We start from the raw sequence: 24,450 nt of genomic DNA, 5'->3' as shown, positions 1-24,450 counted from the left end.
CCGTGGGCTTGCGGTTAACGGACCTGGAACTTCGTAGAATGCGCAACGCTACTACGGAGCCGGGCGTGTTAGTTACTGGCTTTGCGTCCATGCTGGATGGGTGGCCAGGCATGATCGTTAGTTTTAGTCTGCGTGCGGCGCTGCGGTGTCCGTTAACGACATCTCTTTTGGAAATATGTTGATAAACGCACTAATAGCAGTCTTGTCGTCATCATCGATATTGATCTTCGGTGTTTGCGACGATCGACTGATGTCCGTTGCAAAATTAGCGGCCCTCAGCGCACGTTCGATTTGCTGGCTTCCCGGGCTGTCATACAGCACTGCCTGAACGCCTGTGGCCTCTTTGGTGAGCATCAACTGCTTTATTTGTACCCGCACGCCCGCTTTGGTCAGGGCAACGGCGATCTGCTTGGAGAACGCCAACGCTTCGTCGTCGTTTCTGACGATATTGAGCAGTACGGTTGGGGCTACTTTGTCTTTGGCGAGCGCTGTCGCCAATGCCTGGAACGCGGCCTGTGCCTGCGCTGTCAGCTTTCTGGGCCGCAGGCGATGCTCTATGGCCTGGCGCTCTTTTTTCGCGGCGTCCAGTTGTGCCGTCAACGCCGCATTCTGTTGTAGGAGTTCTTCGATTTTCAACTGCGACTGGGCGGCGGACTGGTTGGCTGTGGCGATCTGTTGGCTGGCCTCGGCCATGGACCTGTCTGACTCGCTGCTTTGCACCTCGGACGTCAGGTGCGCCAGGATGACCGCGCAGGCCGAGACTAAGGCGGCAATGATGGCGGTTGTTGTAGCAATGCTGTGAATAAGGCTGGCGTTATCTGCTGAAATTTCTGGCATTAGCGTGCTCTTGAAATTTAGTTTCCATGATTTTGCGTTTTTGATTTCGCGGCAGATTGCCATAAATTCACCGTGCAAGCGACCTCTGGCGTCGACTGTCGGTGCTTGATTTGGCAAGACGTGATGGCCTGCGTGAGCAAACGAATAACGCTTTGTTTACAGGTGATTGCCAGTTGTCCGATTCAGCTCACATTTCGACTGAGTACAGTTGCGCGCCGTTTGCCTTTGGCTATGGTGGCTTTAGGTATACAACTAAAGTCGTAGGAGGGGCGACATGCGGATTCGCGGCGACGTTTTCTGGGGCTGGGCTGACCCAACGCTTCACCATCGGACTCACGACGAAACGTTAAGTGACGGCAGCTACATCGATGTCCAGGTGCGACTGTCGCGAACAGGCAATACGCAGATGTTCATCGGGGTTTATGCCCCAAGTGGCATGGCCATTCATGAAGAAGCATTCGATTCGCGTCCAGGCGAATCGATGACCCGTGCCTTGGCGTGGGGCGTGGGCAGGGCGCGGCGGATAGCAAGCGATGCTATTCCCGTGACCGAACAGTTCGCCTGCGCTAAGTAGCGAGCTCTGAAGGTTGCCGTGGGTTGGGCGTGGCTCAGGTCTCATCCTTGATCTTTGCTGCGACAGACCTCAACTCACTGGCAACCCCATCGATGGACTTGATATGAGCGCGTACATCGATCTCGCTGTCTGAGGTCGCCCGCGCTTCCATGAACTTGGCGTGCCCGGTCATGGCTTTGCTGAGTTCGTTCAGGTGGTCGGCGGTTTTGACGAGATCGGCTTTGATGGTATGAAGCGGTTCCATGAGCGTGAGTGCGTTCCTTGAAGTGTGCGTCTACAACCCTGTCCGACTGTTCAGCGAAGCGTGCGTGACATCAGCCACTGCAGGTTGCCCCACGCCTCGAACTGCTCAATCACCGTCCAGCCACGCTTGGCATAGTAAGCTTGTTTATCATGGGTGTGCAGGTACAAGGTTTCGAGGCCGGCAGTGCGCGCATGGGCACATAGGCGCTCAATCAGGTCCTCGGCGATACCGGCTCCTCTGGCTGTCGGGTCAACGAACACGCAAGCAAGCCAAGGGCCGAGGTCCGGACGGGAAGGCAGGTCTTGAGCTGCTAGAGCGGCACCGCCCAGCAACTGCCCTTGCTCCAGGGCAATCAGGCATTGCCAGTCACCATTGCCCTGGCCTTCTGCGAACTCATGCTGCCATCGCGAAAGGTCGATGCCGTCGAACTCATACGTGAATTGCTGATGAATCCACTGAGCGAAGGCGTTGCAGTGGTTCATGTGGTTCGCGAGCCAATCAAACTGAGGCATGGGCATCCTGCACGGTAGTACCTGTTCAGCGCATCATGACACAACCAGCAAGTGGACACGCAAGTGAAGCTTTTCATGCTAAGGCTGGTCAGTGTCCGACTTGCCGCCTTCGTTACTTTGCACCTGCAAGACTGAGCCTTTATCGTCCGTTGCCAACAAGGCACTTTGTGCATTGTCAGTGTGCAGTTCTGCATGCGCGATGTTTGCTACACCCCGAAAGATACCGCGGCTTTCTTCACCTGTTTTCACTGTGCTCAGGTTATCACTCTGGTAGAAAAAAAGCGTGCGAGTGGGTGGCATGTGGAGCGCTCCTTGTGGTGCTTCAAGATAGTGTGTAACCGCACGGCCACTCTCTACCCGCTTCACGGCTTTGGCTACTAGCAGAATTAACAGGTGCCTGCTTTAGTGAAGCTTCAATAGAATGTTCACTCATAAGCAAAATGCACCACGACCTTGGTTTATTGGAACCAAGTTGCAACGCTGGGTAGAATGCCCCGTATCCCTAATGGTCAATTGCAAATGCCTACTTTTCGTATCTTTATTTGCACCTTGTTGACTGCCAGCCTTGCCGGTTGCGCAACACCGGGTAACCCCACAGCCAGTAAGCTGACTTCCAAAACCCCTGCACAATATGCCGCCTGTGTAATGCCCAAGTGGCAAGCACTGGCGCCCCTCGCCAACCAGAAGTCGATCGCCCACGGCTATCGATTGACCGCGCCAAGCGCAGTGGCCTCCGACGATGTTCTCGAGGTGGTTGAGTCGCGCGACGGCAGCCGCGCCACGTTCTACAAAGGCAGCTTCCTTTCGGGCGACAAACTGCGCCTGGCTGCAAGAGAGTGCTTGGAGTGAGCTCAGTAACCTGAGCCGCCCATACCGCCCATGTTGGTAGCTGGCTTGCGAGTCAGTTAAACGTCATCGGCAGTGAATGGGGCCGCGCAGCGGCCCCCTTGGCCGTAACTGACTGGCATTAATCGGGGCAGGGTCATGAGGTGAGGCCGCAAGTACTGCACACGTCATTTGAGCGCACCCGCTTCGGCGACTTCCCCTCAGCGTGCTTCGAGTTTTGTGTTCATCCGCTGGCATTGCACTTCTGCATCGGTCCTGTTTGGGTAACTGGGCTTGAGCCGCTCCTTCGCCAGGTTGTCGTAAATGTCGAACCCCCCGCATACGGTGGCTGCGTAGTACCGGCTACCGACGCGGAAAGACTCCTTTTCGATGGGTACCGCCGGAACGATAACGAATCTTGGTTGCATGTTTCGTGCCTCCCCAGGCAGAGACCTAAGTATTAGTCGGGCAGTTGGTAACCATCAAGCAGGCTCATGGGCAAGCGACGAATAGCCCGGTGCGTGACACCGTTTCCAGCACGCCCGTTCGTCGGTGAAATGGGGGCAATGCGCCTGCCAGACCTGCAGACGGGTGAACAACGACCGGGAGTACGGGTCTGTAGAAACACCGCGCTTGTGTGGAGAAGGGCGCTGTCATTACTTCCACTTTTGGACAGATTTAGACCCAGCAGTCGCTTTGTGTAAGGTTTTTGTAAAAGCGTCCGTTGTGCATACAAGGACCGGTATCGTGTTTTGTACTGTCCAGTCCAAAGTAGCAAACGATGAACACACTTCCGTCGCAGCCCAGTGCTGAACGCGGGGCGTTCTCCAGTTTCGAGGCGTGTCGCAATACCCAGCAAGGCCCCGTGGTGATTCTGGCGTCGGGTGCCTCAGCCAGGCATTTCCCTCTGGCTGATTTTGCCCACCTGCCCATCATCGCCATGAACGGTTCAGTCGCCATGACAGCAGAGCATGGCGTGAAACCGTTTTTCTACGTGTGCACCGACAAGAGCTTCGGCCTGCAGCAACCTGATCTGTTTGCCACCGCCCTGCGTGACAGCCAACGGCTTGCGCTGTGGCCAGAGCAATTCGAGGGTGCCGACATCCCAGCTGCCAGCGAATGCTATGCCTTGCACAAGGCGCACACACCCGGCCTTCTCGACGGTGTGCGCGGGCACGGTGACAGTTGCGTCTGCAGCCGCGCACTGTGGAGCAAACGGGCACGGTCGATCGCCTTCAGCAAAGACTTGTCGCAGGGTTTTTTCGATGCCCGCACAGTCGCCTACGTGGCGCTGCAACTGGCTTATCACCTGGGGTTCGAAGAGGTGTTGCTGGTGGGGGTCGACCTTGACCAGACGGTGGGGCGCTTCTACGAGACCGAAGAAGGGCAACATTCACCGTGCGGCCTGGACCAGCATTGGGACAGCCGCATCCTGCCGTCACTGACATTGATGGCGCGGCAAGTGGTCAATGAGCATTTTCACGTCTACAACCTGTCGGCGGCGTCGCGCATCCCGGCCGAACTGATCCCCAAGGTCAACCTGTCAGAAGCCAGGCGGATTGCCGGCTACGGGATTGGTTGAGCAAGAAAGCGGGTGCGTGTGGCCTTGCGCCTGCGTAGAGTGCGCTGACCATCTCGCACCCTGCAGGAGCCCCCAATGTCCAGCGCCTTCACCTTCATGCAATCCCCCGTTGGCACGCTGACGCTGGTCGCCCGCGGCGAACGGCTGGCAGCCGTGCTCTGGGAAGAGGAGCGGGAAAACCGCGTGCGGCTCGGTGAGCTCCACCGAGATGACCGGTGCTCGGTCCTGCTGGACACCGCCCGCCAGCTGGGCGAGTACTTTGCCGGCACGCGGCGACGCTTCGACCTGGCGTTGGATTTTGCCGGTACGCCGTTTCAGCGTGAGGTGTGGACTGCATTGCTGACCATTCCTTTCGGTGAAACCCGCAGTTACGGCGACATTGCCCGGCAGATCGGCAACCCTAGCGCGGTCCGAGCGGTAGGCGCGGCCAATGGCCGTAACCCGATCTCCATCATTGCGCCGTGCCACCGGGTAATTGGTGCTTCAGGCAACCTCACCGGCTTTGCCGGAGGGCTTCAGGCGAAGCAATACCTGCTGGCGCTGGAAGGCAGAGAAAGCCTGGCATTGGCGCTCTGAGTCAGGCAAGCCTAAAAGATCCAGCTGGCGACCAGGCAAGCCACCAGCGCCAGCGCTGATCCGGCCATCAAGGTGTACTGCCGGTGGGCCCGCCGTGCATGGGGCCGGACCTCTCGCAAATATTCGCCAGGGGTGGGCGCACCCGGTCGATGGCGCAGGCCTTCGGCGATTTCGGCCAATTGCCCCTGGATCAACAGCCCGACCAGGTAATGCGTGGATGCGTAGCTCGCCAGCGTCAACAACAGATACTTCACGCAGTCAGCACCCTCAGTGGCACAGCGGTCGCGCTGGAGCGGGTGGTATCCAGCAGAATCAGCCCTTCGCAGGTGTCATCCAGGCTGGCCAGCAGCTGACCCTGGCTATCCCAGGCCGCAGACCCACCTGCGCCGATGAACGTATCGGCAGGCCCCACGCAGTTGGCCAGCAAGACAGTAAGGCCCAGGGTGCGGGCGACCTTCGGGTAGTGTTGGTAACCCTCATCAATGCCCTTGGGCGTTTTCGCCACACTGGCCAGGTACACCTGCGCACCCTGTGCCCGCGCCTCTGCAGCATGTTCGATGAACATCGACTCGTAGCAGATGGCTGGCGCTACCCGGTGTTTGGCCACCTCGAGTACCAACGGTTGATCGCCTGCGGCGAAGTAGGGCAGTTCATCGCCGTGCAGGCGCCTTTTGGCATACGCCTGGCGGGGCATGCCTGGGCTCAGGATCGGCATGCCGATGAGAATCCCGTCAGGCGTTGGTAAGGGCAGGCCCACAGCGACTGTGAGTGCATGCTGGTCGCACAGCGCCTGAAGTGGCTCCAGACATGGGGAGGATAGAGGCAGGGCGAGCTGGCGGGCCAAGGTCGGCTCATAGCCGGTCAGTGACAGTTCAGGAAACACCACCAGCTCAGCACCCAGCGCCGCAGCCTGCTCGATGCAATCCAGGTGACGCGCAAGGTTGCCCTGAATATCGCCTTTGAGCGACGCCAGTTGCACGGCGCAGATCTTCATCAACAGCTCCTTCCCTGGTACGAGTCAAGGACCGAGCATACGCCTGGCCGCAACACCTGTACCAGTGAAGGGATTTTCAGGAAGCCGAGTGCGGTGCGAAGCGCTGGCGGAACCAGTCGTTCAGCATGGCCTTTTCGGCATACAGGCGGTCGCTGCTGCTGGTCACCCGCCCCGGGCGGCTGAGGTACATCTTGTCGCTGACCCGTTCCTGCGCTTGCTGGGCAGGTTTGCCGGGCTGGCTGAGGGTGTAGCTGAGGTCGATGGTCGGCCAGGTGATTTCGCGCATGAAGCGCACATCGTAGGCATTGCTGTGCCAAGGCTCGAAGCGCCCGGCCAGGTCGATGTCACGGATGTCGATAACCAGCTGCTGGTCTGCTTGCAAGTAACGCTGGCCGAGCTTGTGCAGGTACTCGGTCAGGGCCTTCATGACATAGGCATCGGCACCCCGTTCGTAGCCGGCACTGTCGAGGCTGGCATCGCGAAATTTTTCGGGATGGTCGAATCGCACCTCGACCTGCGCAGCCGGAGCACCTTGTGCCATGCTGTTCAATGACAGCGCCACGAGCACGGCACACACGAGGGCGGTACGCATGATGCACCTCCAAGGTGAAAGACGTGTCCTTCTATTCTACGCCTGCCATGACAGCACCCGCAGAGGAAGTTTGTAATGAGTCGGTTTCGGCGGGTAGCCGCCAACCCCCTGGGGCGAGACCTGGCGGTGGGTGATATCCACGGGCACTTCGGGCGCCTTGTTCGGTGCCTGCAAGCGGTTGGGTTCAACCCCGCAGTGGACCGCCTGTTCAGCGTCGGTGACCTGGTCGACCGCGGTCCGCTCAGCCACGCGGCACTGGCATGGCTGGACTTGCCCTGGTTTCATGCCGTGCAGGGGAACCATGAGGCGCTGGCGGTTAGCTACCTGCGCGGTGGCCGGTTCGACCTGGAGATGTACTACGCCGCCGGTGGTGGCTGGTTTCTTGAGCTGCCCAAGGCCGAGCAGCGGCGCTTTGTCGAACGCTTCGAGCAATTGCCGATCGGTATGGAAGTTGAAAGTGCAGCGGGCCTGATCGGCCTGTTGCATGCCGACAGCCCCTTCGCCGATTGGCCCGTGTTACGCAGCTGGCTGGAACTGGATGACGACCCCGAGGTACGCGAAGTCTGCCAATGGTCGCGGCGCCGGCTGAAGGAGGGCGACACCCGGCCTGTGCACGGCATCCGTGCCTTGTTGGTCGGGCATACACCCGTGTTGCAGGTCAAACAGCTGGGCAATGTCTGGCACCTGGACACCGGCGGCTGGGCCAGCGGCCATTTCAGCCTGCTCGACCTAGCCACTCTTGAGCTGGTCAGCCCCGCGCAAGGTGAACAAGCAACGCCCCGGCCAACACCATCAGCATGACCCCCGAAGCCCGCTCCAGCCAGGGCAAGGCGCGGGCGAAGCGCTGCAACACGCGCTGGTTGCCGATGGCCACGGCGACCAGCAGGTCCCAGAGCAGCACGATGCAGAACATCCAGCCCGCATACGCCACCTTCCAGCCGACACTGCTGCTGGCGACCATGCTGGCGAGGCTGGCGTAGAACAGCGCGTTCTTGGGGTTGAGAATGCCCGACAAAAAGCCCATCGCCAGGCTGCGCCACCCACCTGGTACAGCGCCATTGCCGGCCACTGCGGCCAGGTTGGAATGACCGGCGTAGCGCAAGAATTGTGTGCCGATGTACAAGAGATAGGCCGCACCGGCCAGCTGCAAAGCAATGAACAACGTGCTGCCTTCACGCAAAATCGACAGGCCAGTAAAGGCCATGGCGATGAAGGCGCCATTGGCCAACGCGATACCCAGGCACGCGCCGCTGGCGGTGCGCCAACCGCCACTGATGGAGGTGCGGGCAACCAGGAAAAAGTCCGGGCCGGGTGACAGCAGGGCTAGGAAGTGGGCGAGGGCGACGATCAGGAACTGCTCCATGGGCAGGACGACTCCGGCAGGGGAAAACCGCAGTCTGGCGTCGAGCCTGGAGCCCGTATTGAAGATTATTGCGCGGGGCCTCAATGGCCTCGGTATTGCCCAGGCGTTACGCCCACGTGCGCCTTGAACACTCGCTGAAAGTGGCTTTGGTCGGCAAACCCAAGCTGATAGGCGACCTCTGCCAGCGCCAGGCCCTGGTTCAACAGAAGCCGACCGCGATTGACCCTGGCGTTGAGCAGGTAGGCATGGGGCGTCAGGCCGGTCGCTGCGCGAAACGCCCGGATCAGTTGATAACGCCCCAATCCCGCTTCCTGGGCCAGCAACGTCAGGCTCAGTTGCGCAGGGTCCTCAGCCTCGATCCGTTCGACCAGGCCACTGAGCAGGGAGGCGCCCAGCGCCGGTGCCGCCTCCAGCGTCGGGTGCGCGCAGAAGTCCTGGTCCCCCATGAAGGCAATCAGCGCCGCCTCTTTCTCGCCGTTGCTCGCACCGGAGAACAGCAAGGCATTCAGCGCGCAGAACTGGCCGTACAAGGCGGGCACATGGCTGATACGTGCTGGCTCACCCGCCTGCGCACCGCGCAGCCCAGATTCCAGGCGCAGTTGCGACAGCCAGTCGGCATCCACGTGCAGCATCTGGTAGCTCCAGGCCTGGCCAGGCGCCGGATTGCACGCATGCACACGCTTTGCCGGGACCATCACCAAGGTGCCGGGTGTCAGGCGTTGCTGGCCACCGCTTGCGCCGGTAAACAGGCTGAAGCCGGCATCCACTGCGCCCATGGAAAAGGTCGGATGGCTATGCGCCTTGTAGCAGGCGCGGCTATGGCAGGCGCGGCGGCTTTCGACGAAGGGCAGGGCAGTATCGCGCCAGACGCGGGCTTGTGAGCGGGGCATGAAAAGGGTCCTCGACAGGAGCAAAAGCTTACCAGTAGCAGGGGACCCGTACAGTTTTTTTGGCTGGCTGTAACTTGACCCTGTGCGCGTCTGCGGTCGAAATAAGCGCTTGATGTCAGAGGACAATAAAAATGGATCTTGCCAGTTTGCTGCTGTTCATCCCCGCGTGCTTCGCCCTCAACATGGCGCCCGGGCCCAACAACCTGCTGTCGTTGCACAATGCCAGCCGCTACGGCCTGCGCACGGCCTGCGTGGCCGGTGGCGGGCGCATTGTCGCTTTCAGCGGCATGATTGCGCTGGCGGCCATGGGCCTGGCGGTGGTGCTGCATACCAGTGAATACCTGTTCCTCGCCATCAAGGTTATTGGTGCCGCCTACCTGTTCTACATTGCCTGGCAGTTGTGGCGGGCCCCTGTTGGTGAAGCCGTGGTGGCGGGCGATCACCCACGCGGCACCTGGCGCCTGGCGCGGCAAGAGTTCTGGGTGGCGGCGGGCAACCCGAAGGCGATCCTGATCTTCACGGCCTTCCTGCCCCAATTTGTCTCGGTCGGCGGTGCCACCCCGGTCAGTGAGCAGTTCCTGTGGCTGGGCGTGCTGTTCCTGCTGCTGGAGTGGGCCGCCATCGCCATCTATGCGGGCCTTGGCGCCTATATGCAGCGCTGGTTCAGCCAACCTGGGCCGCGTCGGATGTTCAACCGGGTCAGCGCCTCCTTGCTGGGCTGCGCTGGCCTCGGTCTGCTGGCAGCGCGCCGCTAGAACTGCCAGCGCACACCCAGGTTCACGCCGCTGGCTTCCTGCTGGCGGCTGTCCAGGTTGGCGCTGTACTGCACGCCGCCGTGCAGGCTAAGCGCTTCACTCACTTGCGCGACCACACCGCTTTCAAGTTGCACTGAGGTGTAGCGGTAGTCAGTCTTTATCGTGTCGAGTTCATCGAACGTCAGCGTGTCGCGGCCACCGTCGCCGTGCCACAGGTTGACCTGCGCATAGGGTTGCAGCAGGCGTCCACGGGTGCCCGTGAAGGTGCCTTCAAGGCGCGCACCCAAGCGCGCGGTCAGTTCAACCTGGGCGTCATGGCTGACGCGCGAGGCGCTGTCTCGGGCGGTGTCCAGCGAGACCTTCTGGGCGATCAACTGGGCTTGTGGCTCCACGGCCCAGCGTTGCGACAGTGCGATGGGGTAGCCGGACTCCAGTGACGCTGTCCAGGCATGGCCATTGATGTTCAGCTTGTCACCACGGTGCGAGCGCGCCCGGCCATCCAGGTCGGTGTACTGCAGTACGGCATCGAGGTACCCGCGCTGCGGCCCGACCAGTGTCCAGTAAGCGCCGACGCTGTCGCCATCGAGCTTCAGGTCACCGACGCTGCGGTCTTGTACGGCCAGGGCAAACCCTTTGACGTCGGCGTCCAGGCGACTGTGGCTGACATACACGCCGACCTGTTGGCGATAGCCGCTGTCATTGACCTTGGCATACATGTCCTGGCCGACCTTGAAGCCATACAGGTCACCGTCCAGGCTGGGGCTGACCGTGCCTGTCCATTGCTGGCGCAGCGTGCCGCCGTAGGCCTGGCCCCAACTGGCGGGGAGCCCGCCTTGGCCGGCCAACAACTGCTGGTCGCCCTGGCGCTGGTGAAAGGTACCCAACGCTTGGCGGGCGATGATTGCGGCGCCTCTGGGGGCTGCGGCGTACACCGGGACTTCGGGGCGGTACAGCGCCAAGGGCTTGCCCTGCACGGGCGCAGGCAGTTCAGCTTGCCCAGGCGCCGCCGCAACCACAGGCGGGGTCGCAGCCGGTTCGATTACGGGTGGCTCGCCGGGTTGCGGTGCCGGCGACGGAGCAGGTGGGGCTACCACGTTCGAGCGCAGGTACCAGCTGTTTTCGCTGCCGGCCGTCACGCCACCCTTGAACAAGCGATAGTCGTAGGCACCGACCGAAAGCGTCTGGGTCTGGACGAAAGCGTCGTTCCTGCTGGTCGCGCCGTCGCGGGCTTCGACCACTTGGATACCGTTCTGTGAGGTCAGCGCGCCTGCGCCACCCAGGTTATTGACCAGCAGGCCAGTGCGGCCAGCGATATCCCCGCGGCTGACTACCAGGCGGTCGGAGGCCGCGCCATCCCCGGCCAGCACGCTGTTCACGCGCAGGGTGCCGTTGTTGCCGGTGTAATCGCCATGAATGCTCAGGCGCCCCTGGGCATCGTTGCCCCGCGACAGGTCTATCGTGCCGGCGTTTTCGACCGACACCTTGTTGCCGTTCTGGATACTCACGATGCTGCCTTGGCGTGCGGTCAGTGCGCTGCTCGCATCGATTGTGAAGCTGCCTGTACGCGTGGCGGGGAGCGTGTCGGTGCCTAGGTCGCCCAAGGTGAGGGTGTCGTCGAGGGTGAATCGGCTGGCGTTGGTCAACGCCACGGATTCCCAGTTGGTGTACAACGCCCCGCGCGTCACCTGGCTGCGGTTGAACACCAGGGTGTCATTGCCAGCGCCGCCGTCGATGCTGATGTCCAAGGCCTTGGCATCGATGCTGTCGATTGTCGTGGAGTCATCGCCAACACCCATATCGACCCGGCCACCGATGCTGCCGCCGGACCACGTGAAGGTGTCGTTGCCGGCACTGGCGAGCACATTCCCCTTGAGCGAACCACCACTGATGGTAATGCGGTCCTGGCCGCCACTGGTGCTGATATTGCCGCCAATCGAGCCCCCGCGCAGCAGGATCGTGTCGTTGCCAAAGCCGCTCACCAGGTTGCCGTCAATCTTGGTTGCAACGGCGGTGTCCTGGGACATTTCGAAGTAGTTGTCAGCGAGCTTCAAGTCGACTCGGCCTATCTGACCGCCCGAAAAGATTGCATGATCGCCATCCTCGAACGCACCGATAATGCGCCCGCCCGACATTGTGAAATTATCGAACCCTTGGCCCTGATTCAGCGACTGGACCGTGCCCCCGCTCATGGTGAAGGTATCGACCTGTTGGGTTTGCGAAATCGCCCCCAGGCTGTCGCCCGGCATGACGGTCAGTGAATCAGGGTAGCCAAGCGTCGGCAGTACGAGCAGTGGCAACGCGGCAGGGGCAAGCAGGCGGTGATAACGCATCGGCAGGTCTCCGGGGCCTCAGAGGGGGACCACTACCTGACGCGGCGCTTAGGCGCACCACCTCGGTCCTGCCTGAGTTGTAGGGAAAGGCCTGACGTTGAACAACTGGCAATAATGCTAGGTGGCCTGTTGCCACCCTGACGCTGTCAGTCGCGGTAGAAGGTTTGCACCAGGTGGTAGCCGAACTTGCTCTTGATCGGCCCATGCACCACGCGCAGCGGCTTTTTGAAGATGACCTGGTCGATGGCGCCGACCATCTGTCCGGGCCTCACCTCACCCAGATCACCGCCGCGCTTGCCCGACGGGCAGGTGGAAAACTTCTTCGCCAGCACGTCGAAGGCCTCGCCATTGGCGATGCGCTGCTTGAGCTTTTCGGCTTCGTCAGCGGTCTTGACCAGGATGTGGCGGGCTTGAGCTTTCATGGGACACCTGTGCTTCGGGGTAAAAAAAGGGCGCCATTATGCCTCATTGTGCAGCGCGTTGTGGTCGCGAAACTGCTCCAGCGCCTCCGGGTTGGCCAGGGCGTCGGTGTTTTTCACCGGCAGGCCATGGACCACATCACGTACCGCCAGCTCCACCAGCTTGCCGCTGATGGTGCGCGGTATGTCGTTGACCTGGGCAATCACCGCAGGCACATGGCGCGGCGTGGTGTATTGGCGTATCACCTGGCGAATGCGTTGCCGCAAGGCGTCATCCAGCTGCAGGTCGTCGCGCAGGCGCACGAACAGCACCACCCGCACATCGCCTTGCCAGTGCTGGCCGATGGCGACGCTTTCCAGCACCTCTTCGACCTTCTCCACCTGGCGGTAGATCTCTGCCGTGCCAATGCGCACCCCGCCAGGGTTGAGCACGGCATCGGAGCGGCCGTGGATGATCAGGCCACCGCTGGCGCGCTGCTCGGCATAGTCGCCCTGGGCCCAGACCCCCGGGAACTGGCTGAAGTAGGCCGCGTGGTAGCGGCTGCCATCGGGGTCGTGCCAAAAGCCCAGCGGCATGGACGGAAACGGCTGCAGGCACACCAGTTCACCTTTTTCGTCATACACACTCTGGCGTTGCGCGTTCCAGACCTCCACCGCCATGCCCAGCCCCTTGCACTGGATTTCGCCGCGATGCACCGGCAGCGTCGGGTTGCCCAGCACGAAGCAGGCAACGATGTCGGTGCCACCGGACATGGAGGCCAGGCACACATCGGCCTTGATCTTGCGGTAAACGTAATCGTAACTGTGCGGCGACAGTGGCGAGCCGGTCGACAGCAGCAGGCGCAAGCTGGTCAGGCGGTGCGTGGCGGCAGGCTCAAGGCCTTCCTGTTCGAGTGCAGCCAAGTACTTGGCGCTGGTGCCGAAGGCATGGATGCCCTCGGCATCGATCAAGTCCAGCAGCCGCGCTGGCCCGGGGTGGAAGGGCGAGCCGTCATACAGCACCAGTGTGGCACCTACAGCCAGGCCGCTGGCCAGCCAGTTCCACATCATCCAGCCGCAGGTGGTGTAGTAGAACAGCACATCATCGGCCTTGAGGTCATTGTGCAGGCCGTGTTCCTTGAGGTGCTGCAGCAGCACGCCACCGGCGCGGTGGACGATGCACTTGGGTACGCCGGTGGTGCCGCTGGAGTAGAGGATGCACAGCGGATGATCGAACGGCAGCGGGGTGAATCGAGGCATGCCTCCGGGCTGGAAAAAGCCCTCCCACAGGTCGACCCGGGACGCGTGGAATTCGTCGGCGCGGGTCCCGTTGCGGGTATGGGGTACCACGATCAGTTGCTCAAGGCCTGGTAATTGGGCGCAGACCTGGTTGACCTTGTCGACTTGATCGATGACCTTACCGGCATAGTGGTAACCGGCGCAGACGATCAGCAATTTGGGGCTGATCTGGCCGAATCGGTCGATGATGCCGTGCACGCCGAACTCGGGTGAAGCGCTGGACCAGATTGCGCCGAGGCTGGTGCAGGCCAGCATGGCTACCAGGGTTTCCCAGGTGTTGGGCATGATGGCAGCGATGCGGTCGCCCGGTTTCACACCGCAGGCCTCGAACGCCCGTTGCAGCCCCGCGACCTCGGCGGCCAACTGCGCATGGCTCAACACTCGGCGCTGGCCGTCTTCGCGTACGGCGATCAATGCCGGGCGGTCGTCGCGCCGGCGCAGCAGGTGTTCGGCGTAGTTCAGGGTGGCGCCGCTGAACCACTGGGCATCGTGCATTTGCGGGCCTTCGCGCAGCACGTGGCTCGGTGGTTGGTGCCAGTTAACGTGAAAGTACTCGGCAAGGCTCTGCCAGAACGCTGAGCGCTGCTCGATGCTCCAGCGGTGCAGTGCCTGGTAGTCGTTTAATTCGAGGTTGTAGCGCAGGTTGACCCAGCGGCGAAACGCAACCATCCGGCTGGCCTCGATCTGCGCTGTGGAGGGGCTCCAGAGTACGTCGTTCATGGCGAACCTCCAGTTGTTGCGGGAGGGGAGGTAGGAGCAGCCTTGCGCTGCGAAGAGGCCAGTGAGAACACAGTAAATCTTCGCTGCTATTACTGGCCTCTTCGCAGCGCAAGGCTGCTCCTACCTGTCAGCGTGATGCGAGCTTCTTATTCCACTTTAGCCTTCTGCACGTCTTGCGAAGCCGACCACACGCGGTAGCGCACTTCGACGTCCTTGGGCACATACACCACCACTGGCAACTTGCTGTTGTAGCGCAGCATGAAGCCTTCGCCGACCACCGGGACGAACGCTTCGGTCTTCTTGCCATCCGGGCAGGCCATCAGGGTGCTCGCAGGGCCGCCGACCTTGTCCAGGCGGTAGTAGCTGTAGCCCCAGCCTTCGAGTGTGCGTTCTTCGAGGCTGCCTGCCAGGCGTTGGCGGTTGCAGTCGACCTTCAGCGTCTTGCCCGCGAGAATTTCCAGTTTATAGGCCGACTCGTCAGCCTGGGCCGGCAGGTGGATGACCTGGCGGGTGAAGCCTTTTTCCGCCTCAGGATAGGGCGCGACGTCCTTCAAGCTGGCAGCCATCGCCGGGGCGGCGGCTGCCAGGGTCAAGGTCAGGATCGCGGACAGTGGGAGTGGGCGCATGTAGGCCTCCTTGCAGTTGAAAAGGGTGCAAGACCATTGCCAGGTCGTGGCCGGCCCTCACTGGGCCAGCCAGCCACCGTCGACATTCCAGGCGGCACCACGGACCTGGCTTGCGGCCTCGCTGCACAGAAATAGTACCAGCTCGCCCAGGTGCTCGGGGGTGACGAAGGCCAACGAAGGCTGCTTCTCGGCCAACAGGTCGTGTTGTGCCTGCTGCGGGTCTACACCCTTGGCGGCGCGGTCGTCGATCTGCTTTTGCACCAGTGGGGTCAGCACCCAGCCCGGGCAGATGGCGTTGCACGTGACATTGCTGGCGGCCGTTTCCAGGCCCACGACCTTGGTCAGGCCCACCACGCCATGCTTGGCCGCCACGTAGGCGGCCTTGCCGGTCGAACCGACCAGCCCGTGCACCGAAGCGATGTTGATGATCCGCCCCCAGTTGCGTGCGCGCATGCCGGGCAGGGCCAGGCGGCTGCCATGGAACACCGCCGACAGGTTGAGGGCGATGATCTTGTCCCAGCTCTCCACGGGAAATTGTTCGACCGGCGCCACGTGCTGGATACCGGCGTTGTTGACCAGAATGTCGACACCGCCGAATTCATGCTCGGCCACAGCGAACAGGGCCTCTATTTGTGCTGCATCCGACAGGTCGGCGGGGTGGTGGATAGCCTTCACTCCGTGGCTGGTAATGCTGGCGATGGCCGGCGCCGGGTCGCCAAAACCGTTGAGCAGGATGTTGGCCCCGGCACGGGCCAGCACCTGGGCGATGCCAAGGCCGATACCGCTGGTGGAACCGGTGACGAGTGCAGTCTTGCCTTTGAGGGTCATGCGAATGCTCCCAGTGCAGGTTGTGGGTCTTTTTGTGGAGCAGCCTTGTGCTGCGAAGAGGCCGGTGAAAGCAGCTAAGATTTATAGGGTTTTCACTGGCCTCTTCGCAGCGCAAGGCTGCTCCGACAGGGGTCGTGCATTAACCACGTGGATCGAACGCTTCGCGCAGCGCATCGCCGATGAACACCAGCAGCGACAGAATCACCGCTAACGCGAAAAACGCAGTAAAGCCAAGCCAGGGCGCTTCCAGGTGCTGTTTGCCCTGGGTCACCAGTTCGCCCAGCGAGGCGCTGCCGGCCGGCATGCCGAAGCCCAGGAAGTCCAGCGCAGTCAGGGTGGTAATGGCCCCGGTCAACATGAACGGCACATAGGTCAGCGTGGCGTTCATGGCATTGGGCAGAATGTGCCGCAACATCACCTGGCTGTCTGGCAGGCCCAGCGCCCGCGCGGCTTTGACGTATTCCAGGTTGCGCCCGCGCAAGAACTCGGCGCGCACCACATCGACCAGGGCCAGCCACGAAAACAGCGCCATGATCCCCAGCAGCCACCAGAAATCAGGCTCGACGAAGCCGCTGAGGATGATCAACAGGTACAGTACCGGCAACCCCGACCAGACCTCGAGCAAGCGCTGCCCCAGCAGGTCGACCCAGCCGCCGTGGTAGCCCTGCAAAGCCCCGGCCGTCACGCCGATCAGCACGCTGACCACGGTCAGGGCAAAGGCGAACAGCAGCGACACCCGGGTGCCGTACAGCACCCGGGCCAGCACATCGCGCCCCTGGTCGTCGGTGCCCAGCCAATTGCTGGTACTGGGTGGGCTGGGGGTGGGCACTTGCAGGTCATAGTTAGGGGTGTCGGCACTGAAGGGGATGGGGGCGAACAGCATCCAGCCGCCCTGGGCCTCGATCAACTGGCGCACGTAGGCACTGCGGTAATCTGGCTGGAACGGCAATTGGCCGCCGAACTGCTGTTCGGTGTAACGCTTGAGCGCCGGGGTGTACAGCTCGCCCTTGTAACCCAGCAGCAAGGGTTTGTCGTTGGCCACCAGCTCTGCGCCCAGGCTCAGCAGCAATAGCGCTGCGAACAGCCACAGCGATACCCAGCCGAGGCGGTTGCGGCGAAAGCGTTGCAGGCGGCGGCGCGACACGGGCGAGAGCATCAGTTGGCCCTCGTGTCGAAGTCGATGCGCGGGTCGAGCAGGGTGTAGCACACATCGCCGATCAGACGGATCAACAAACCCGCCAGGGTAAAGATGAACAGCGTGCCGAAGACCACCGGGTAGTCCCGCGACACGGCGGCTTCGTAACTCATCCGGCCAAGGCCATCGAGGGAGAAGATCACTTCGATGAGCAGCGAGCCTGCAAAAAACACCGTGATCAGTGCCTGGGGCAGCCCGGCCACCACCAGCAGCATGGCATTGCGCAACACGTGGCCGTACAGCACGCGCCGCTCGCTCAGCCCCTTGGCCCGGGCGGTGACCACGTACTGGCGGGAGATCTCGTCAAGGAATGCATTCTTGGTCAGCAGGGTCAGGGTGGCGAAGCCGCCGATCACCAGTGCGCCGACCGGCAGCACCAGGTGCCAGAAATAGTCGGCGACCTTGCCCAGCAGGCTGAGCTGGTCGAAGTTTTCCGACACCAGGCCGCGCACCGGGAACCAGTTCAGCGACGTGCCGCCGGCGAACAGCACGATCAGCAACAGGGCGAACAGGAACGAGGGCAGGGCGTAGCCGATCACGATCAGTGCGCTGCTCCAGGCATCGAAGCGGCTGCCATGGCGCACCGCCTTGCGGATGCCCAAGGGGATAGAAACCAGATAAGTGATGAGCGTGGCCCAGAAGCCGAGCGACAAGGTGACCGGCAGCTTGTCGAGGATCAGGTCGGTGACCTTGGCCCCACGAAAGAAGCTCTGGCCGAAGTCGAGGCGGGCGTACTGGCTCAGCATCAGCCAGAGGCGCTCGGGGGCTGATTTATCGAAACCGTACTGGTGTTTGATCGCCTCGATCAGCTTGGGGTCCAGGCCGCGGGTGGCCCGTGACTCGCCATGCGCCACCTCGGCCCGGGCGCCTGGTGCGCCGCCGCCGATACCCTGCAGCCGCGCCACCGCTTGCTCCACCGGGCCACCAGGCGCCGCCTGGACGATCGCGAAATTGACCAGCAGGATCGCCAGCAGCGTGGGGATGATGAGCAACAGGCGCCGCAGAATATAGGCCGTCATGGTGAGGCCTTCAGGCGTTCGGCCATCTGCGCGTTGGTCAGCGGGGTAGGGCTGACTTCCCACCAGGTGTCGAGGCCTTCGTCATAGGTGGCCTGAACCTTGGGCAAGCCAAAGCGGTTCCACCAGGCCGTGGAGCTGCCGGGCGGGTAGTAATTGGGGATCCAGTAGTAGTTCCACTGCAGCACGCGGTCCAGGGCATGGGCATGGCGCAGCATGTCGGCTTGCGTGCTGGCGCGTACCAGGCCGTCGATCAGGCTGTCCACTGCAGGGTCCTGGAGCACCATCAGGTTGTTCGAGCCGGGGTCGTGGGCCGCTGCCGAGCCAAAGTAGTTGTACAGCTCCGCCCCCGGCGACAGCGTGACCGGGTAGCCGGTCACGATCATGTCGTAGTCACGCGCCATCAGGCGGTTGACGTATTGGGCCGAGTCGACATTGCGGATGTTCAGGGTGACGCCGATCTGCGCCAGGTTGCGCTTCCATGGCAGCAGCAGGCGTTCCAGGCCGGCCTGGCCGTTGAGGAAGGTGAATTCCAGTGGCTCGCCCTGGGCATTCACCAGGCGGTCACCCTCGGGGTGCCAGCCGGCTTGCTGCAACAAGGCTAACGCTTGCAGCTGTTGCGTGCGGATGATGCCCGTGCCATCGGTGACAGGGGCTGTGAACACGCGGTCGAAGACCTCATCCGGCACCTTGCCGCGCAACGGCTCCAGCAGTTCGAGTTCGCTGGCGTCCGGCAATGCGCGGGCGGCCAGTGGGGTGTTGGAAAACACGCTCTGCTGGCGGATGTAGAGGTTGCGCATCATCTGCCGGTTGCTCCACTCGTAGTCCCAGAGCATGCCCAGCGCCTGGCGCACGCGGCGGTCGCGAAACGGCGGCTTGTCCAGGTTGAACACATAACCTTGAGCAACCTGCGGTTTGGCCGGGCCCAGGTGCGCGCGCTGCAGGCGGCCGTCGTCCAGCTGCGCGCCGTTGTAACCGAGGGTGTAGGCCGTGGCGGAAAACTCGCGGTTGTAATCGTAGCCACCCCCTTTTAGCACCTGCCGCGCCACTTCGGTGTCGCCGAAGTATTCGATGCGCAGCGTGTCGAAATTGTAGCGGCCACGGCTGACAGGGAGGTCTTTGGCCCACCAGGTTGGGTCACGTTCAAAGCTGATGCTGCGGCCATTGTCGATCTGGCCGATGCGGTACGGGCCGCTGCCGACCGGTTTGTCGAAGCCGGCGCCGTTGGCGAAATCGCGTTGTTGCCAGTCATGCTCGGGCAGCACCGGCAGGCTGGCCAAGTCCAAGGGCAGGGTGCGGCCATGGGGTTGCCTGAAGTCGAAGCGCACGCGATGCGGGCCTTCGACGGTTACCCCAGCGACCTCGGCGAACTGGGTGCGGTATTTGAGGCTGCCTTTGCTCATCAGCAGCTCGAAGGTAAAGCGCACGTCTTCGGCGCGCACCGGCTTGCCGTCGGCGAAGGTGGCGCGAGGGTCGATTTCGAAGCGCAGCCAGGCATCGTCCGGGCCACGTTCCATGCGCCGGGCAATCAGGCCGTAGACGGTGTAGGGTTCATCGAATGAGCGCACGGCCAATGGCGCGTACAGCCAACCATCGACTTCGTTGACGCCGATGCCTTTGTCGATGTACGGCAGAATATGGTCGAACTGGCCAATCTCCATGGCCGAGCGGCGCAATATGCCGCCCTTGGGGGCGTTGGGGTTGGTGTAGTCGAAATGGTGGAAGCTTTGGTTGTAGCGGGGGGCTTCGCCGTAGACAGTCAACGCATGGGTGGGTGCTGCGTGGGTGTTGGCGGAAAAGCACAGAAACAGAACCAGCCAGCCCAGGCGAAACAAGCCCTTGTAGGAGCAGCCTTGTGCTGCGAAGGCGTCAGCACGGTCAACGAAATTGCCCGGCCGGGCCACTTCACAGCGCAAGGCTGTTCCTACAGAGGCTGAGTCGTTCCAGAGGAACAACCTGGTATCAGTCCTGACGGCTGGTCACTTCCAGCAGGTGATAACCGAACTGGGTCTTCACTGGGCCCTGGACAACGTTCAGCGGCGCGCTGAAGACCACGGTATCGAACTCACGCACCATCTGGCCCGGGCCGAACGAGCCCAGGTCGCCGCCTTGGCGGCTGGATGGGCAGGTGGAATTGGCCTTGGCGACTTCGGCGAAATCGGCACCAGCTTCGATCTGGGCTTTCAGTTCGTTGCATTTGTCTTCGCTGCTGACCAGGATGTGGCGGGCGGTGGCACGTGCCATGGGTACTGCTCCTTAGGGTAAAAACGCAAGCCTAGCGCACTTGTTCGGGAAATGTCTCGCAAGGCTTGCTAGCGGCTTCCTACAGTTTTTGTGCCGCCTCGCGCAACAGGGTTTCTGTTGACGCCCAACCCAGGCAGCCATCGGTGATCGACACGCCGTACTTCAGTGCGCCTTTGCCTAGGGACTGGCAGCCATCGAACAGGTGCCCTTCGATCATCACGCCGACAATCGAACGGTCACCGGCCACGCGCTGTGCCAGCACGTCCTCGAATACCGCGGGCTGCTGCGCTGGGTCCTTGCCGCTGTTGGCATGGCTGCAATCGACCATGATCCGCGCCTGCAACCCCACCTGGGCCAACCCCAGGCGGGCCTGGGCGATGCTCGTGGCATCGTAGTTCGGGCCCTTATGGCCGCCGCGCAACACCAGGTGGGTGTCGGGGTTGCCCAGGGTCTCGATGATGGCCGGGTAGCCCTGCGCATCCATGCCGAAATGGCGGTGCGGGTGCGCGGCGCTGCGCATGGCGTCGCAGGCGATGCCAATACCGCCGTCGGTGCCATTCTTGAAGCCCACAGGCAGTTCCAGGCCGCTGACCATTTCACGGTGCACCTGCGACTCGGTGGTGCGTGCGCCGATGGCGGCCCAGCCTAGCAGGTCGTCGAAGTAGCCCGCGGCCATCGGCTGCAGCAGCTCGGTCGCAATGGGCAGGCCGCGCTCGATCATGCTCAGCATCAGGCCGCGCGACAGTGCGATACCGGCGTGCATGTCATCGCTGCCATCGAGGTGCGGGTCGTAGGCCAGGCCTTTCCAGCCCACCGTGGTGCGGGGTTTTTCGACGTAGGCGCGCATCACCAGCAGCAGCTTGTCATCCACTTCGCGGCTCAGCGCGGCCAGGCGGTCGGCGTATTCCAGGGCCGAGCGAGGGTCGTGAATCGAGCAGGGGCCTACCACTACCAACAGGCGTTCGTCGCGGCCTTCGAGAATGGCGCGGATGGCCTGGCGGTGGGCATGGACTTGCTGGGTGAGCTCAGCGGACAGCGGCATTTGCTGCTTGAGCAGGTGGGGGCTGGGCAGGCGCTGGCTGACGGTAGTATTGGCAGCTTGCGGTTGGTTCAGGGGCAGGGCGAGGTTCGAGGCTTGCATGGCGTTTTTCCCTGGGCGGACGGCGGGTTCTGGCCCGCGTCGTCGGCCCTATCGAGGTGTTCGACAAATCGTTGTAGGTGTATTGGCTGCAGCGTTGCCACCCTTGAAGGACCGAACGGAGGCGGCAGGCTGGCCCGAACGGGATTGGCTAAATCGCCAGGCATAGGTGTTTGCGCAGTAATAAGTGGCGTAGTTCATGAATCTGTCCTCAAGGTAAATCGGTAATGTTCAAAGGCCTGAAAAGCAAAACCCCCGGTCGGGGAGCCGACCGGGGGTTTGAGTATTCTCATGTTCGGCGGCCCCTCGAAAGTGGGCGCCGTGTGGGTATCAGCGGCGCCTAGTGGCTAAACCAATACCCAAAATAAAAGCTGGCAGGGGCCTTGCGACCGGCAACGGCCAGCACAGGGCGCAGGGTGCGACCGGTGTGGTTGGCGTGATTGCAGGTGCGTTTCGGCATGTTGCTCTCCAGTGAATGAGCCCGAGCTTACTTCAGATCAGGCGCGGCGTTCAATGGGTAAATGCTATGACGTTGGTCATTGCCGGTAATGGGAGGCAATGACTCATTCAATGGCCGTAGCGCCCCACCAGGGTTTGCGCGCCCAGGGCATGGTCTTGCAGCAACTGCAGTAGCCCGTTGCGGTCCAGGTCTGCTGGCAGGATGCCGGGTTCGAGGTCGGTTGCAATCAACGTCAGCGCGTAGTGGTGCGGGTTGTCCCCGGCGGGCGGGCAGGGGCCTCGGTAGCTGGCGGTACCGCGGGAGTTGCGCCCCACCGTCACGGCAGGGCTGGTCAGCCCGGCCACGCCTTCTTTCAAACCATCCAGGCCCGGGTCGATGTTATAGGCGACCCAGTGCACCACCCCCAGGCCTTTGCCGCCATCGGGGTCGAACATCACCAGTGCCAGCGAGCGCGTACCGGCGGGCAGGTTGTCCCAGCTCAGTTGCGGGGTGCGTTCTTCACCTGCGCCGCAGGCCGGGTCTGGCCCGACCTGTTGCAGGGCGATCACGCCACCGTCGGTGAAGGAGGAAGAACTGATCGACAGTGCGCCAGAGCCCGGCCCGGCGGCCAGTACGCTGAAAGGCAGCAGGGCAGCGAGCAGCCAGGGTTTGGCGTTCATGGCAACTCCTTGGCAGGGCGATGGAGCGCAGTGTAGTCCAGCCGAGCCTCAACGGCTGTCCTGGTCCTCAGCGGTACCGCCATCGTAGCCGGCACCGGAGCCGGTGGCTTCGCCGGTGCTGTTGGAGCCGCCACTGGCGCCGTCAGCGGCATCGGTGCCGGTGTTGCTGCTGTCGTTGTCCTGGCCGCTGCCGGGGCTGTTGACGCTGCTTCCGTCACCTGCGGTCTTGCCGCCAGACTGGTCGGTTTGTGGGCGGCTGTCGGTATTGGTAGGTTCGGTGGCAGCGAAGCTGGTGACGGTGATGGCGCCCAGGGCCAAGGCCAGGCACAGCGAAAGGGGGCGAATGCTGATCATGATGAATCTCCCGTGCGGATGATCTGTCATTCGTTTGGCTGGAGCAGGGCGGCGCGGTGCCCTCTGGGCGACGGGTGGTCACCTAGGGGCAAGGAGCACGCGTTTTCTGTGTGGAGTTATCGGGTTTCGGCTTGCGCTGCCCCTGTCCCTTGCACCGGCTCCAGCGGCGGATGCTCCTGCGCGGCATGCATCAGGTCTTCAGTCACTCGCAACTCGGCACCGGTGGGCGAGAAGGTGGTGGACGCCGCGAACGGGGCCGGGTGCTCGGCTGCCGGGCGCTTGCCTCGGCGCCACAGGAAGAAGCTGACCATGGCCAGGTTGACCACTGCAAAGGCCCAGAACAGCCCGGCCTCGCCAAACGACGTCATCATCGGCGAAATCGCCAGCGGCGCCAGTGCCGAACCCAGCGAGTTGATCAGCAGCAAGCCCTGGATCATCGGCACCAGCGCGTCGGACGGTGCACGGTCGGCAGCGTGGCTGACCGCTACCGGGTACAGGGCGAACACGCCGCCACCCAGCAGGAACAGCATTGCGGGCAGCAATGACGATTCAGACGGCAAGAACACCGTAATCAACGACAGCACCACGCACAGGCCGGCCAGGGCAATCAGTACATCCTGGCGGTCCTTGCGGTCGGACCAGCGCCCAACCGGGTACTGCAGCAGCATGGCACCCAGGATCACCCAGGCCATCATGCTGCCGACTTCGCCCACGTCCAGGCCAATACGTTGCAGGTACAGCGGCAGCAGCGCATAAATGCCGGCAATCGCCACCCCTGAACCGAAGCAGCCGACCAAACCCGACGGCGCGACCCCCAACAGTTGGCGGGGCTTCAGCGGTTCGACCTGGTCCAGCAGCGGCGACACCCGCGGCAGGATAACGATCGGCAGCACCGACAGCGCCGCCAGCATGCCCGCGAGCATGAACGGCGCGGTGTCGCCCAGGCGGGTAATTTCGCCAAGGCCTGCCTGGGCAATAACGCCGGCGCCGTAGAAGGCAATCATGTACAGCGCCAGCAGGCGGCCACGGATTTTCGCGTCGCCGGCCAGCAGCAACCAGCTCTCGATCACGAGGAACACGCCCACCGCAGCCCAGCCGTTGATCAGGCGCAGGATCGACCACCACGTGGTGTCGTAGAACAGCCCTTGCAGCAGGATGGTCGCGGCGATCAGCGAAGCGAAGCTGGTGTAGGCGCGGATATGGCCGATGCGCAGGATCAGCCGGTCATTGAAGATCGCGCCAAGGGTCAAGCCAATGAAGTAACTGGACGACACGATACCGATGGTGGTGGCTGATTCACCGGCCGCGCCCAGGCGCAGGGTGGTCAGGGAAGACATGAAACCGTTGCCCAGGGCAATGATGAACAGCCCGAGCAGGGGCGCCAGCGCCATGGCCAGCAAACGCGGAGACATACGTACCTCAAGTTGGATGAGCGGAAT

General features: G+C 62.5%; 29 protein-coding genes. 6 read left to right on the top strand and 23 right to left on the bottom strand.

The window, feature by feature from the left end; translation table 11 throughout:
- Positions 1–123: 123 nt before the first annotated feature.
- Positions 124–915: a hypothetical protein gene (locus MFF34_RS07355; RefSeq protein WP_238211882.1), complete on the bottom strand. Its 792-nt coding sequence runs from the start codon at positions 913–915 to the stop codon at positions 124–126.
- A 196-nt stretch (positions 916–1,111) separates the two neighbouring features.
- Here MFF34_RS07355 and MFF34_RS07350 point away from each other — a divergent pair, with 196 nt between their 5' ends.
- On the top strand, positions 1,112–1,411 hold the full coding sequence (locus MFF34_RS07350; protein WP_027594846.1) for a hypothetical protein: 300 nt from the start codon (positions 1,112–1,114) through the stop codon (positions 1,409–1,411).
- A gap of 34 nt (positions 1,412–1,445) precedes the next feature.
- Here the strand turns inward: MFF34_RS07350 and MFF34_RS07345 are convergent, their stop codons facing one another.
- The 3 genes from MFF34_RS07345 to MFF34_RS07335 form a co-directional block, all read right to left on the bottom strand.
- Positions 1,446–1,655: a hypothetical protein gene (locus MFF34_RS07345; RefSeq protein ID WP_027594847.1), complete on the bottom strand. Its 210-nt coding sequence runs from the start codon at positions 1,653–1,655 to the stop codon at positions 1,446–1,448.
- Between the two features lie 50 nt (positions 1,656–1,705).
- On the bottom strand, positions 1,706–2,167 hold the full coding sequence (locus tag MFF34_RS07340; protein WP_238211879.1) for a GNAT family N-acetyltransferase: 462 nt from the start codon (positions 2,165–2,167) through the stop codon (positions 1,706–1,708).
- A gap of 78 nt (positions 2,168–2,245) precedes the next feature.
- Entirely contained in the window at positions 2,246–2,467 is a 222-nt protein-coding gene (locus tag MFF34_RS07335; protein ID WP_085273402.1) for a hypothetical protein, read from the bottom strand.
- Positions 2,468–2,656: 189 nt separating this feature from the next.
- Between MFF34_RS07335 and MFF34_RS07330 the strand changes: the two genes are divergently transcribed.
- Positions 2,657–3,016: a hypothetical protein gene (locus MFF34_RS07330; protein WP_238211877.1), complete on the top strand. Its 360-nt coding sequence runs from the start codon at positions 2,657–2,659 to the stop codon at positions 3,014–3,016.
- A 197-nt stretch (positions 3,017–3,213) separates the two neighbouring features.
- Here MFF34_RS07330 and MFF34_RS07325 read toward each other — a convergent pair whose 3' ends face one another.
- Positions 3,214–3,420 carry a hypothetical protein gene (locus MFF34_RS07325; RefSeq protein WP_027594850.1) on the bottom strand — a complete coding sequence of 69 codons (207 nt, stop codon included), beginning with the start codon at positions 3,418–3,420 and terminating at the stop codon, positions 3,214–3,216.
- Between the two features lie 353 nt (positions 3,421–3,773).
- Between MFF34_RS07325 and MFF34_RS07320 the strand changes: the two genes are divergently transcribed.
- Entirely contained in the window at positions 3,774–4,574 is an 801-nt protein-coding gene (locus MFF34_RS07320) for a lipopolysaccharide biosynthesis protein (protein ID WP_238211875.1), read from the top strand.
- A gap of 75 nt (positions 4,575–4,649) precedes the next feature.
- Positions 4,650–5,150: a methylated-DNA--[protein]-cysteine S-methyltransferase gene (locus tag MFF34_RS07315; RefSeq protein WP_238211872.1), complete on the top strand. Its 501-nt coding sequence runs from the start codon at positions 4,650–4,652 to the stop codon at positions 5,148–5,150.
- Positions 5,151–5,161: 11 nt separating this feature from the next.
- Here MFF34_RS07315 and MFF34_RS07310 read toward each other — a convergent pair whose 3' ends face one another.
- The 3 genes from MFF34_RS07310 to MFF34_RS07300 form a co-directional block, all read right to left on the bottom strand.
- Entirely contained in the window at positions 5,162–5,404 is a 243-nt protein-coding gene (locus tag MFF34_RS07310; RefSeq protein ID WP_238211869.1) for a hypothetical protein, read from the bottom strand.
- A complete protein-coding gene (locus tag MFF34_RS07305; protein WP_238211867.1) occupies positions 5,401–6,144 on the bottom strand; it encodes a carbon-nitrogen hydrolase family protein in 744 nt (247 codons plus the stop codon). The genes MFF34_RS07310 and MFF34_RS07305 overlap by 4 nt, the downstream gene beginning before the upstream one ends.
- Before the next feature lie 76 nt (positions 6,145–6,220).
- Positions 6,221–6,736, bottom strand: a complete 516-nt coding sequence (locus MFF34_RS07300) for a DUF3016 domain-containing protein (protein ID WP_238211865.1) — start codon at positions 6,734–6,736, stop codon at positions 6,221–6,223.
- A gap of 75 nt (positions 6,737–6,811) precedes the next feature.
- Here MFF34_RS07300 and MFF34_RS07295 point away from each other — a divergent pair, with 75 nt between their 5' ends.
- Complete coding sequence (locus tag MFF34_RS07295) at positions 6,812–7,537, top strand: metallophosphoesterase (protein WP_238211863.1); 726 nt, start codon at positions 6,812–6,814, stop codon at positions 7,535–7,537.
- Here MFF34_RS07295 and MFF34_RS07290 read toward each other — a convergent pair.
- Both MFF34_RS07290 and MFF34_RS07285 read right to left on the bottom strand, forming a co-directional pair.
- A complete protein-coding gene (locus MFF34_RS07290; protein WP_238211861.1) occupies positions 7,485–8,099 on the bottom strand; it encodes a LysE family translocator in 615 nt (204 codons plus the stop codon). The two genes, MFF34_RS07295 and MFF34_RS07290, sit on opposite strands and share 53 nt — an antisense overlap.
- 80 nt (positions 8,100–8,179) lie before the next feature.
- The gene (locus tag MFF34_RS07285; protein ID WP_238211858.1) at positions 8,180–8,989 is read right to left on the bottom strand and encodes an AraC family transcriptional regulator; all 810 of its coding nucleotides are present in this window, start codon (positions 8,987–8,989) and stop codon (positions 8,180–8,182) included.
- A 131-nt stretch (positions 8,990–9,120) separates the two neighbouring features.
- Between MFF34_RS07285 and MFF34_RS07280 the strand changes: the two genes are divergently transcribed.
- Entirely contained in the window at positions 9,121–9,744 is a 624-nt protein-coding gene (locus MFF34_RS07280) for a LysE family translocator (RefSeq protein ID WP_027594859.1), read from the top strand.
- Here the strand turns inward: MFF34_RS07280 and MFF34_RS07275 are convergent.
- The 13 genes from MFF34_RS07275 to MFF34_RS07215 all read right to left on the bottom strand — a co-directional run bounded on the left by MFF34_RS07275 (position 9,741) and on the right by MFF34_RS07215 (position 24,423).
- Positions 9,741–12,074 (bottom strand): autotransporter outer membrane beta-barrel domain-containing protein, encoded by a 2,334-nt coding sequence (locus tag MFF34_RS07275; RefSeq protein ID WP_238211850.1) that lies wholly within the window; start codon positions 12,072–12,074, stop codon positions 9,741–9,743. The genes MFF34_RS07280 and MFF34_RS07275 overlap by 4 nt on opposite strands.
- A gap of 146 nt (positions 12,075–12,220) precedes the next feature.
- Positions 12,221–12,496: a peptidylprolyl isomerase gene (locus MFF34_RS07270; RefSeq protein WP_009686637.1), complete on the bottom strand. Its 276-nt coding sequence runs from the start codon at positions 12,494–12,496 to the stop codon at positions 12,221–12,223.
- Positions 12,497–12,532: 36 nt separating this feature from the next.
- Entirely contained in the window at positions 12,533–14,491 is a 1,959-nt protein-coding gene (locus tag MFF34_RS07265) for an acetoacetate--CoA ligase (RefSeq protein WP_238211848.1), read from the bottom strand.
- A gap of 146 nt (positions 14,492–14,637) precedes the next feature.
- The gene (eco, locus tag MFF34_RS07260; protein ID WP_238211839.1) at positions 14,638–15,117 is read right to left on the bottom strand and encodes a serine protease inhibitor ecotin; all 480 of its coding nucleotides are present in this window, start codon (positions 15,115–15,117) and stop codon (positions 14,638–14,640) included.
- A 57-nt stretch (positions 15,118–15,174) separates the two neighbouring features.
- Positions 15,175–15,945 (bottom strand): 3-hydroxybutyrate dehydrogenase, encoded by a 771-nt coding sequence (gene hbdH / locus MFF34_RS07255; RefSeq protein ID WP_238211822.1) that lies wholly within the window; start codon positions 15,943–15,945, stop codon positions 15,175–15,177.
- Between the two features lie 139 nt (positions 15,946–16,084).
- Complete coding sequence (locus MFF34_RS07250) at positions 16,085–17,101, bottom strand: ABC transporter permease (RefSeq protein WP_238211819.1); 1,017 nt, start codon at positions 17,099–17,101, stop codon at positions 16,085–16,087.
- On the bottom strand, positions 17,101–18,159 hold the full coding sequence (locus MFF34_RS07245; protein WP_027594865.1) for a microcin C ABC transporter permease YejB: 1,059 nt from the start codon (positions 18,157–18,159) through the stop codon (positions 17,101–17,103). Before MFF34_RS07245 ends, MFF34_RS07250 begins: the two co-directional genes overlap by 1 nt.
- Complete coding sequence (locus MFF34_RS07240) at positions 18,156–19,991, bottom strand: extracellular solute-binding protein (protein WP_238211915.1); 1,836 nt, start codon at positions 19,989–19,991, stop codon at positions 18,156–18,158. Before MFF34_RS07240 ends, MFF34_RS07245 begins: the two co-directional genes overlap by 4 nt.
- Positions 19,992–20,118: 127 nt before the next feature.
- Positions 20,119–20,400: a peptidylprolyl isomerase gene (locus tag MFF34_RS07235; RefSeq protein WP_027594867.1), complete on the bottom strand. Its 282-nt coding sequence runs from the start codon at positions 20,398–20,400 to the stop codon at positions 20,119–20,121.
- Positions 20,401–20,479: 79 nt separating this feature from the next.
- Entirely contained in the window at positions 20,480–21,541 is a 1,062-nt protein-coding gene (locus tag MFF34_RS07230) for a 3-deoxy-7-phosphoheptulonate synthase (RefSeq protein ID WP_238211816.1), read from the bottom strand.
- Positions 21,542–22,105: 564 nt separating this feature from the next.
- Entirely contained in the window at positions 22,106–22,657 is a 552-nt protein-coding gene (locus MFF34_RS07225; RefSeq protein ID WP_027594869.1) for a YbhB/YbcL family Raf kinase inhibitor-like protein, read from the bottom strand.
- A 48-nt stretch (positions 22,658–22,705) separates the two neighbouring features.
- Positions 22,706–23,011 (bottom strand): hypothetical protein, encoded by a 306-nt coding sequence (locus tag MFF34_RS07220; protein WP_238211814.1) that lies wholly within the window; start codon positions 23,009–23,011, stop codon positions 22,706–22,708.
- Positions 23,012–23,127: 116 nt separating this feature from the next.
- Positions 23,128–24,423 (bottom strand): MFS transporter, encoded by a 1,296-nt coding sequence (locus MFF34_RS07215; protein ID WP_027596740.1) that lies wholly within the window; start codon positions 24,421–24,423, stop codon positions 23,128–23,130.
- Positions 24,424–24,450 lie beyond the last annotated feature (27 nt).

Origin of the sequence: Pseudomonas sp. PAGU 2196, assembly GCF_022179005.1 — a bacterium.
GTDB classification, from domain to species: Bacteria; Pseudomonadota; Gammaproteobacteria; order Pseudomonadales; family Pseudomonadaceae; genus Aquipseudomonas; species Aquipseudomonas kermanshahensis.
The sequence above is the reverse complement of the archived record's forward strand: the minus strand, read 5'-3'. Positions and strand labels throughout refer to the sequence as shown.

Excerpts from the sequence above, each read along its gene's own strand:
- MFF34_RS07290 (WP_238211861.1), bottom strand. The coding sequence starts at position 8,099 with ATGGAGCAGTTCCTGATCGTCGCCCTCGCCCACTTCCTAGCCCTGCTG.
- MFF34_RS07350 (WP_027594846.1), top strand. The coding sequence starts at position 1,112 with ATGCGGATTCGCGGCGACGTTTTCTGGGGCTGGGCTGACCCAACGCTT.
- MFF34_RS07345 (WP_027594847.1), bottom strand. The coding sequence starts at position 1,655 with ATGGAACCGCTTCATACCATCAAAGCCGATCTCGTCAAAACCGCCGAC.
- MFF34_RS07340 (WP_238211879.1), bottom strand. The coding sequence starts at position 2,167 with ATGCCTCAGTTTGATTGGCTCGCGAACCACATGAACCACTGCAACGCC.
- MFF34_RS07305 (WP_238211867.1), bottom strand. The coding sequence starts at position 6,144 with ATGAAGATCTGCGCCGTGCAACTGGCGTCGCTCAAAGGCGATATTCAG.
- MFF34_RS07235 (WP_027594867.1), bottom strand. The coding sequence starts at position 20,400 with ATGGCACGTGCCACCGCCCGCCACATCCTGGTCAGCAGCGAAGACAAA.
- MFF34_RS07325 (WP_027594850.1), bottom strand. The coding sequence starts at position 3,420 with ATGCAACCAAGATTCGTTATCGTTCCGGCGGTACCCATCGAAAAGGAG.
- MFF34_RS07230 (WP_238211816.1), bottom strand. The coding sequence starts at position 21,541 with ATGCAAGCCTCGAACCTCGCCCTGCCCCTGAACCAACCGCAAGCTGCC.
- MFF34_RS07315 (WP_238211872.1), top strand. The coding sequence starts at position 4,650 with ATGTCCAGCGCCTTCACCTTCATGCAATCCCCCGTTGGCACGCTGACG.
- MFF34_RS07285 (WP_238211858.1), bottom strand. The coding sequence starts at position 8,989 with ATGCCCCGCTCACAAGCCCGCGTCTGGCGCGATACTGCCCTGCCCTTC.
- MFF34_RS07220 (WP_238211814.1), bottom strand. The coding sequence starts at position 23,011 with ATGATCAGCATTCGCCCCCTTTCGCTGTGCCTGGCCTTGGCCCTGGGC.
- MFF34_RS07295 (WP_238211863.1), top strand. The coding sequence starts at position 6,812 with ATGAGTCGGTTTCGGCGGGTAGCCGCCAACCCCCTGGGGCGAGACCTG.
- MFF34_RS07265 (WP_238211848.1), bottom strand. The coding sequence starts at position 14,491 with ATGAACGACGTACTCTGGAGCCCCTCCACAGCGCAGATCGAGGCCAGC.
- MFF34_RS07275 (WP_238211850.1), bottom strand. The coding sequence starts at position 12,074 with ATGCGTTATCACCGCCTGCTTGCCCCTGCCGCGTTGCCACTGCTCGTA.
- MFF34_RS07320 (WP_238211875.1), top strand. The coding sequence starts at position 3,774 with ATGAACACACTTCCGTCGCAGCCCAGTGCTGAACGCGGGGCGTTCTCC.
- MFF34_RS07250 (WP_238211819.1), bottom strand. The coding sequence starts at position 17,101 with ATGCTCTCGCCCGTGTCGCGCCGCCGCCTGCAACGCTTTCGCCGCAAC.
- hbdH (WP_238211822.1), bottom strand. The coding sequence starts at position 15,945 with ATGACCCTCAAAGGCAAGACTGCACTCGTCACCGGTTCCACCAGCGGT.
- MFF34_RS07215 (WP_027596740.1), bottom strand. The coding sequence starts at position 24,423 with ATGTCTCCGCGTTTGCTGGCCATGGCGCTGGCGCCCCTGCTCGGGCTG.
- MFF34_RS07330 (WP_238211877.1), top strand. The coding sequence starts at position 2,657 with ATGCCCCGTATCCCTAATGGTCAATTGCAAATGCCTACTTTTCGTATC.
- eco (WP_238211839.1), bottom strand. The coding sequence starts at position 15,117 with ATGCGCCCACTCCCACTGTCCGCGATCCTGACCTTGACCCTGGCAGCC.
- MFF34_RS07280 (WP_027594859.1), top strand. The coding sequence starts at position 9,121 with ATGGATCTTGCCAGTTTGCTGCTGTTCATCCCCGCGTGCTTCGCCCTC.
- MFF34_RS07335 (WP_085273402.1), bottom strand. The coding sequence starts at position 2,467 with ATGCCACCCACTCGCACGCTTTTTTTCTACCAGAGTGATAACCTGAGC.
- MFF34_RS07270 (WP_009686637.1), bottom strand. The coding sequence starts at position 12,496 with ATGAAAGCTCAAGCCCGCCACATCCTGGTCAAGACCGCTGACGAAGCC.
- MFF34_RS07225 (WP_027594869.1), bottom strand. The coding sequence starts at position 22,657 with ATGAACGCCAAACCCTGGCTGCTCGCTGCCCTGCTGCCTTTCAGCGTA.
- MFF34_RS07300 (WP_238211865.1), bottom strand. The coding sequence starts at position 6,736 with ATGCGTACCGCCCTCGTGTGTGCCGTGCTCGTGGCGCTGTCATTGAAC.
- MFF34_RS07245 (WP_027594865.1), bottom strand. The coding sequence starts at position 18,159 with ATGACGGCCTATATTCTGCGGCGCCTGTTGCTCATCATCCCCACGCTG.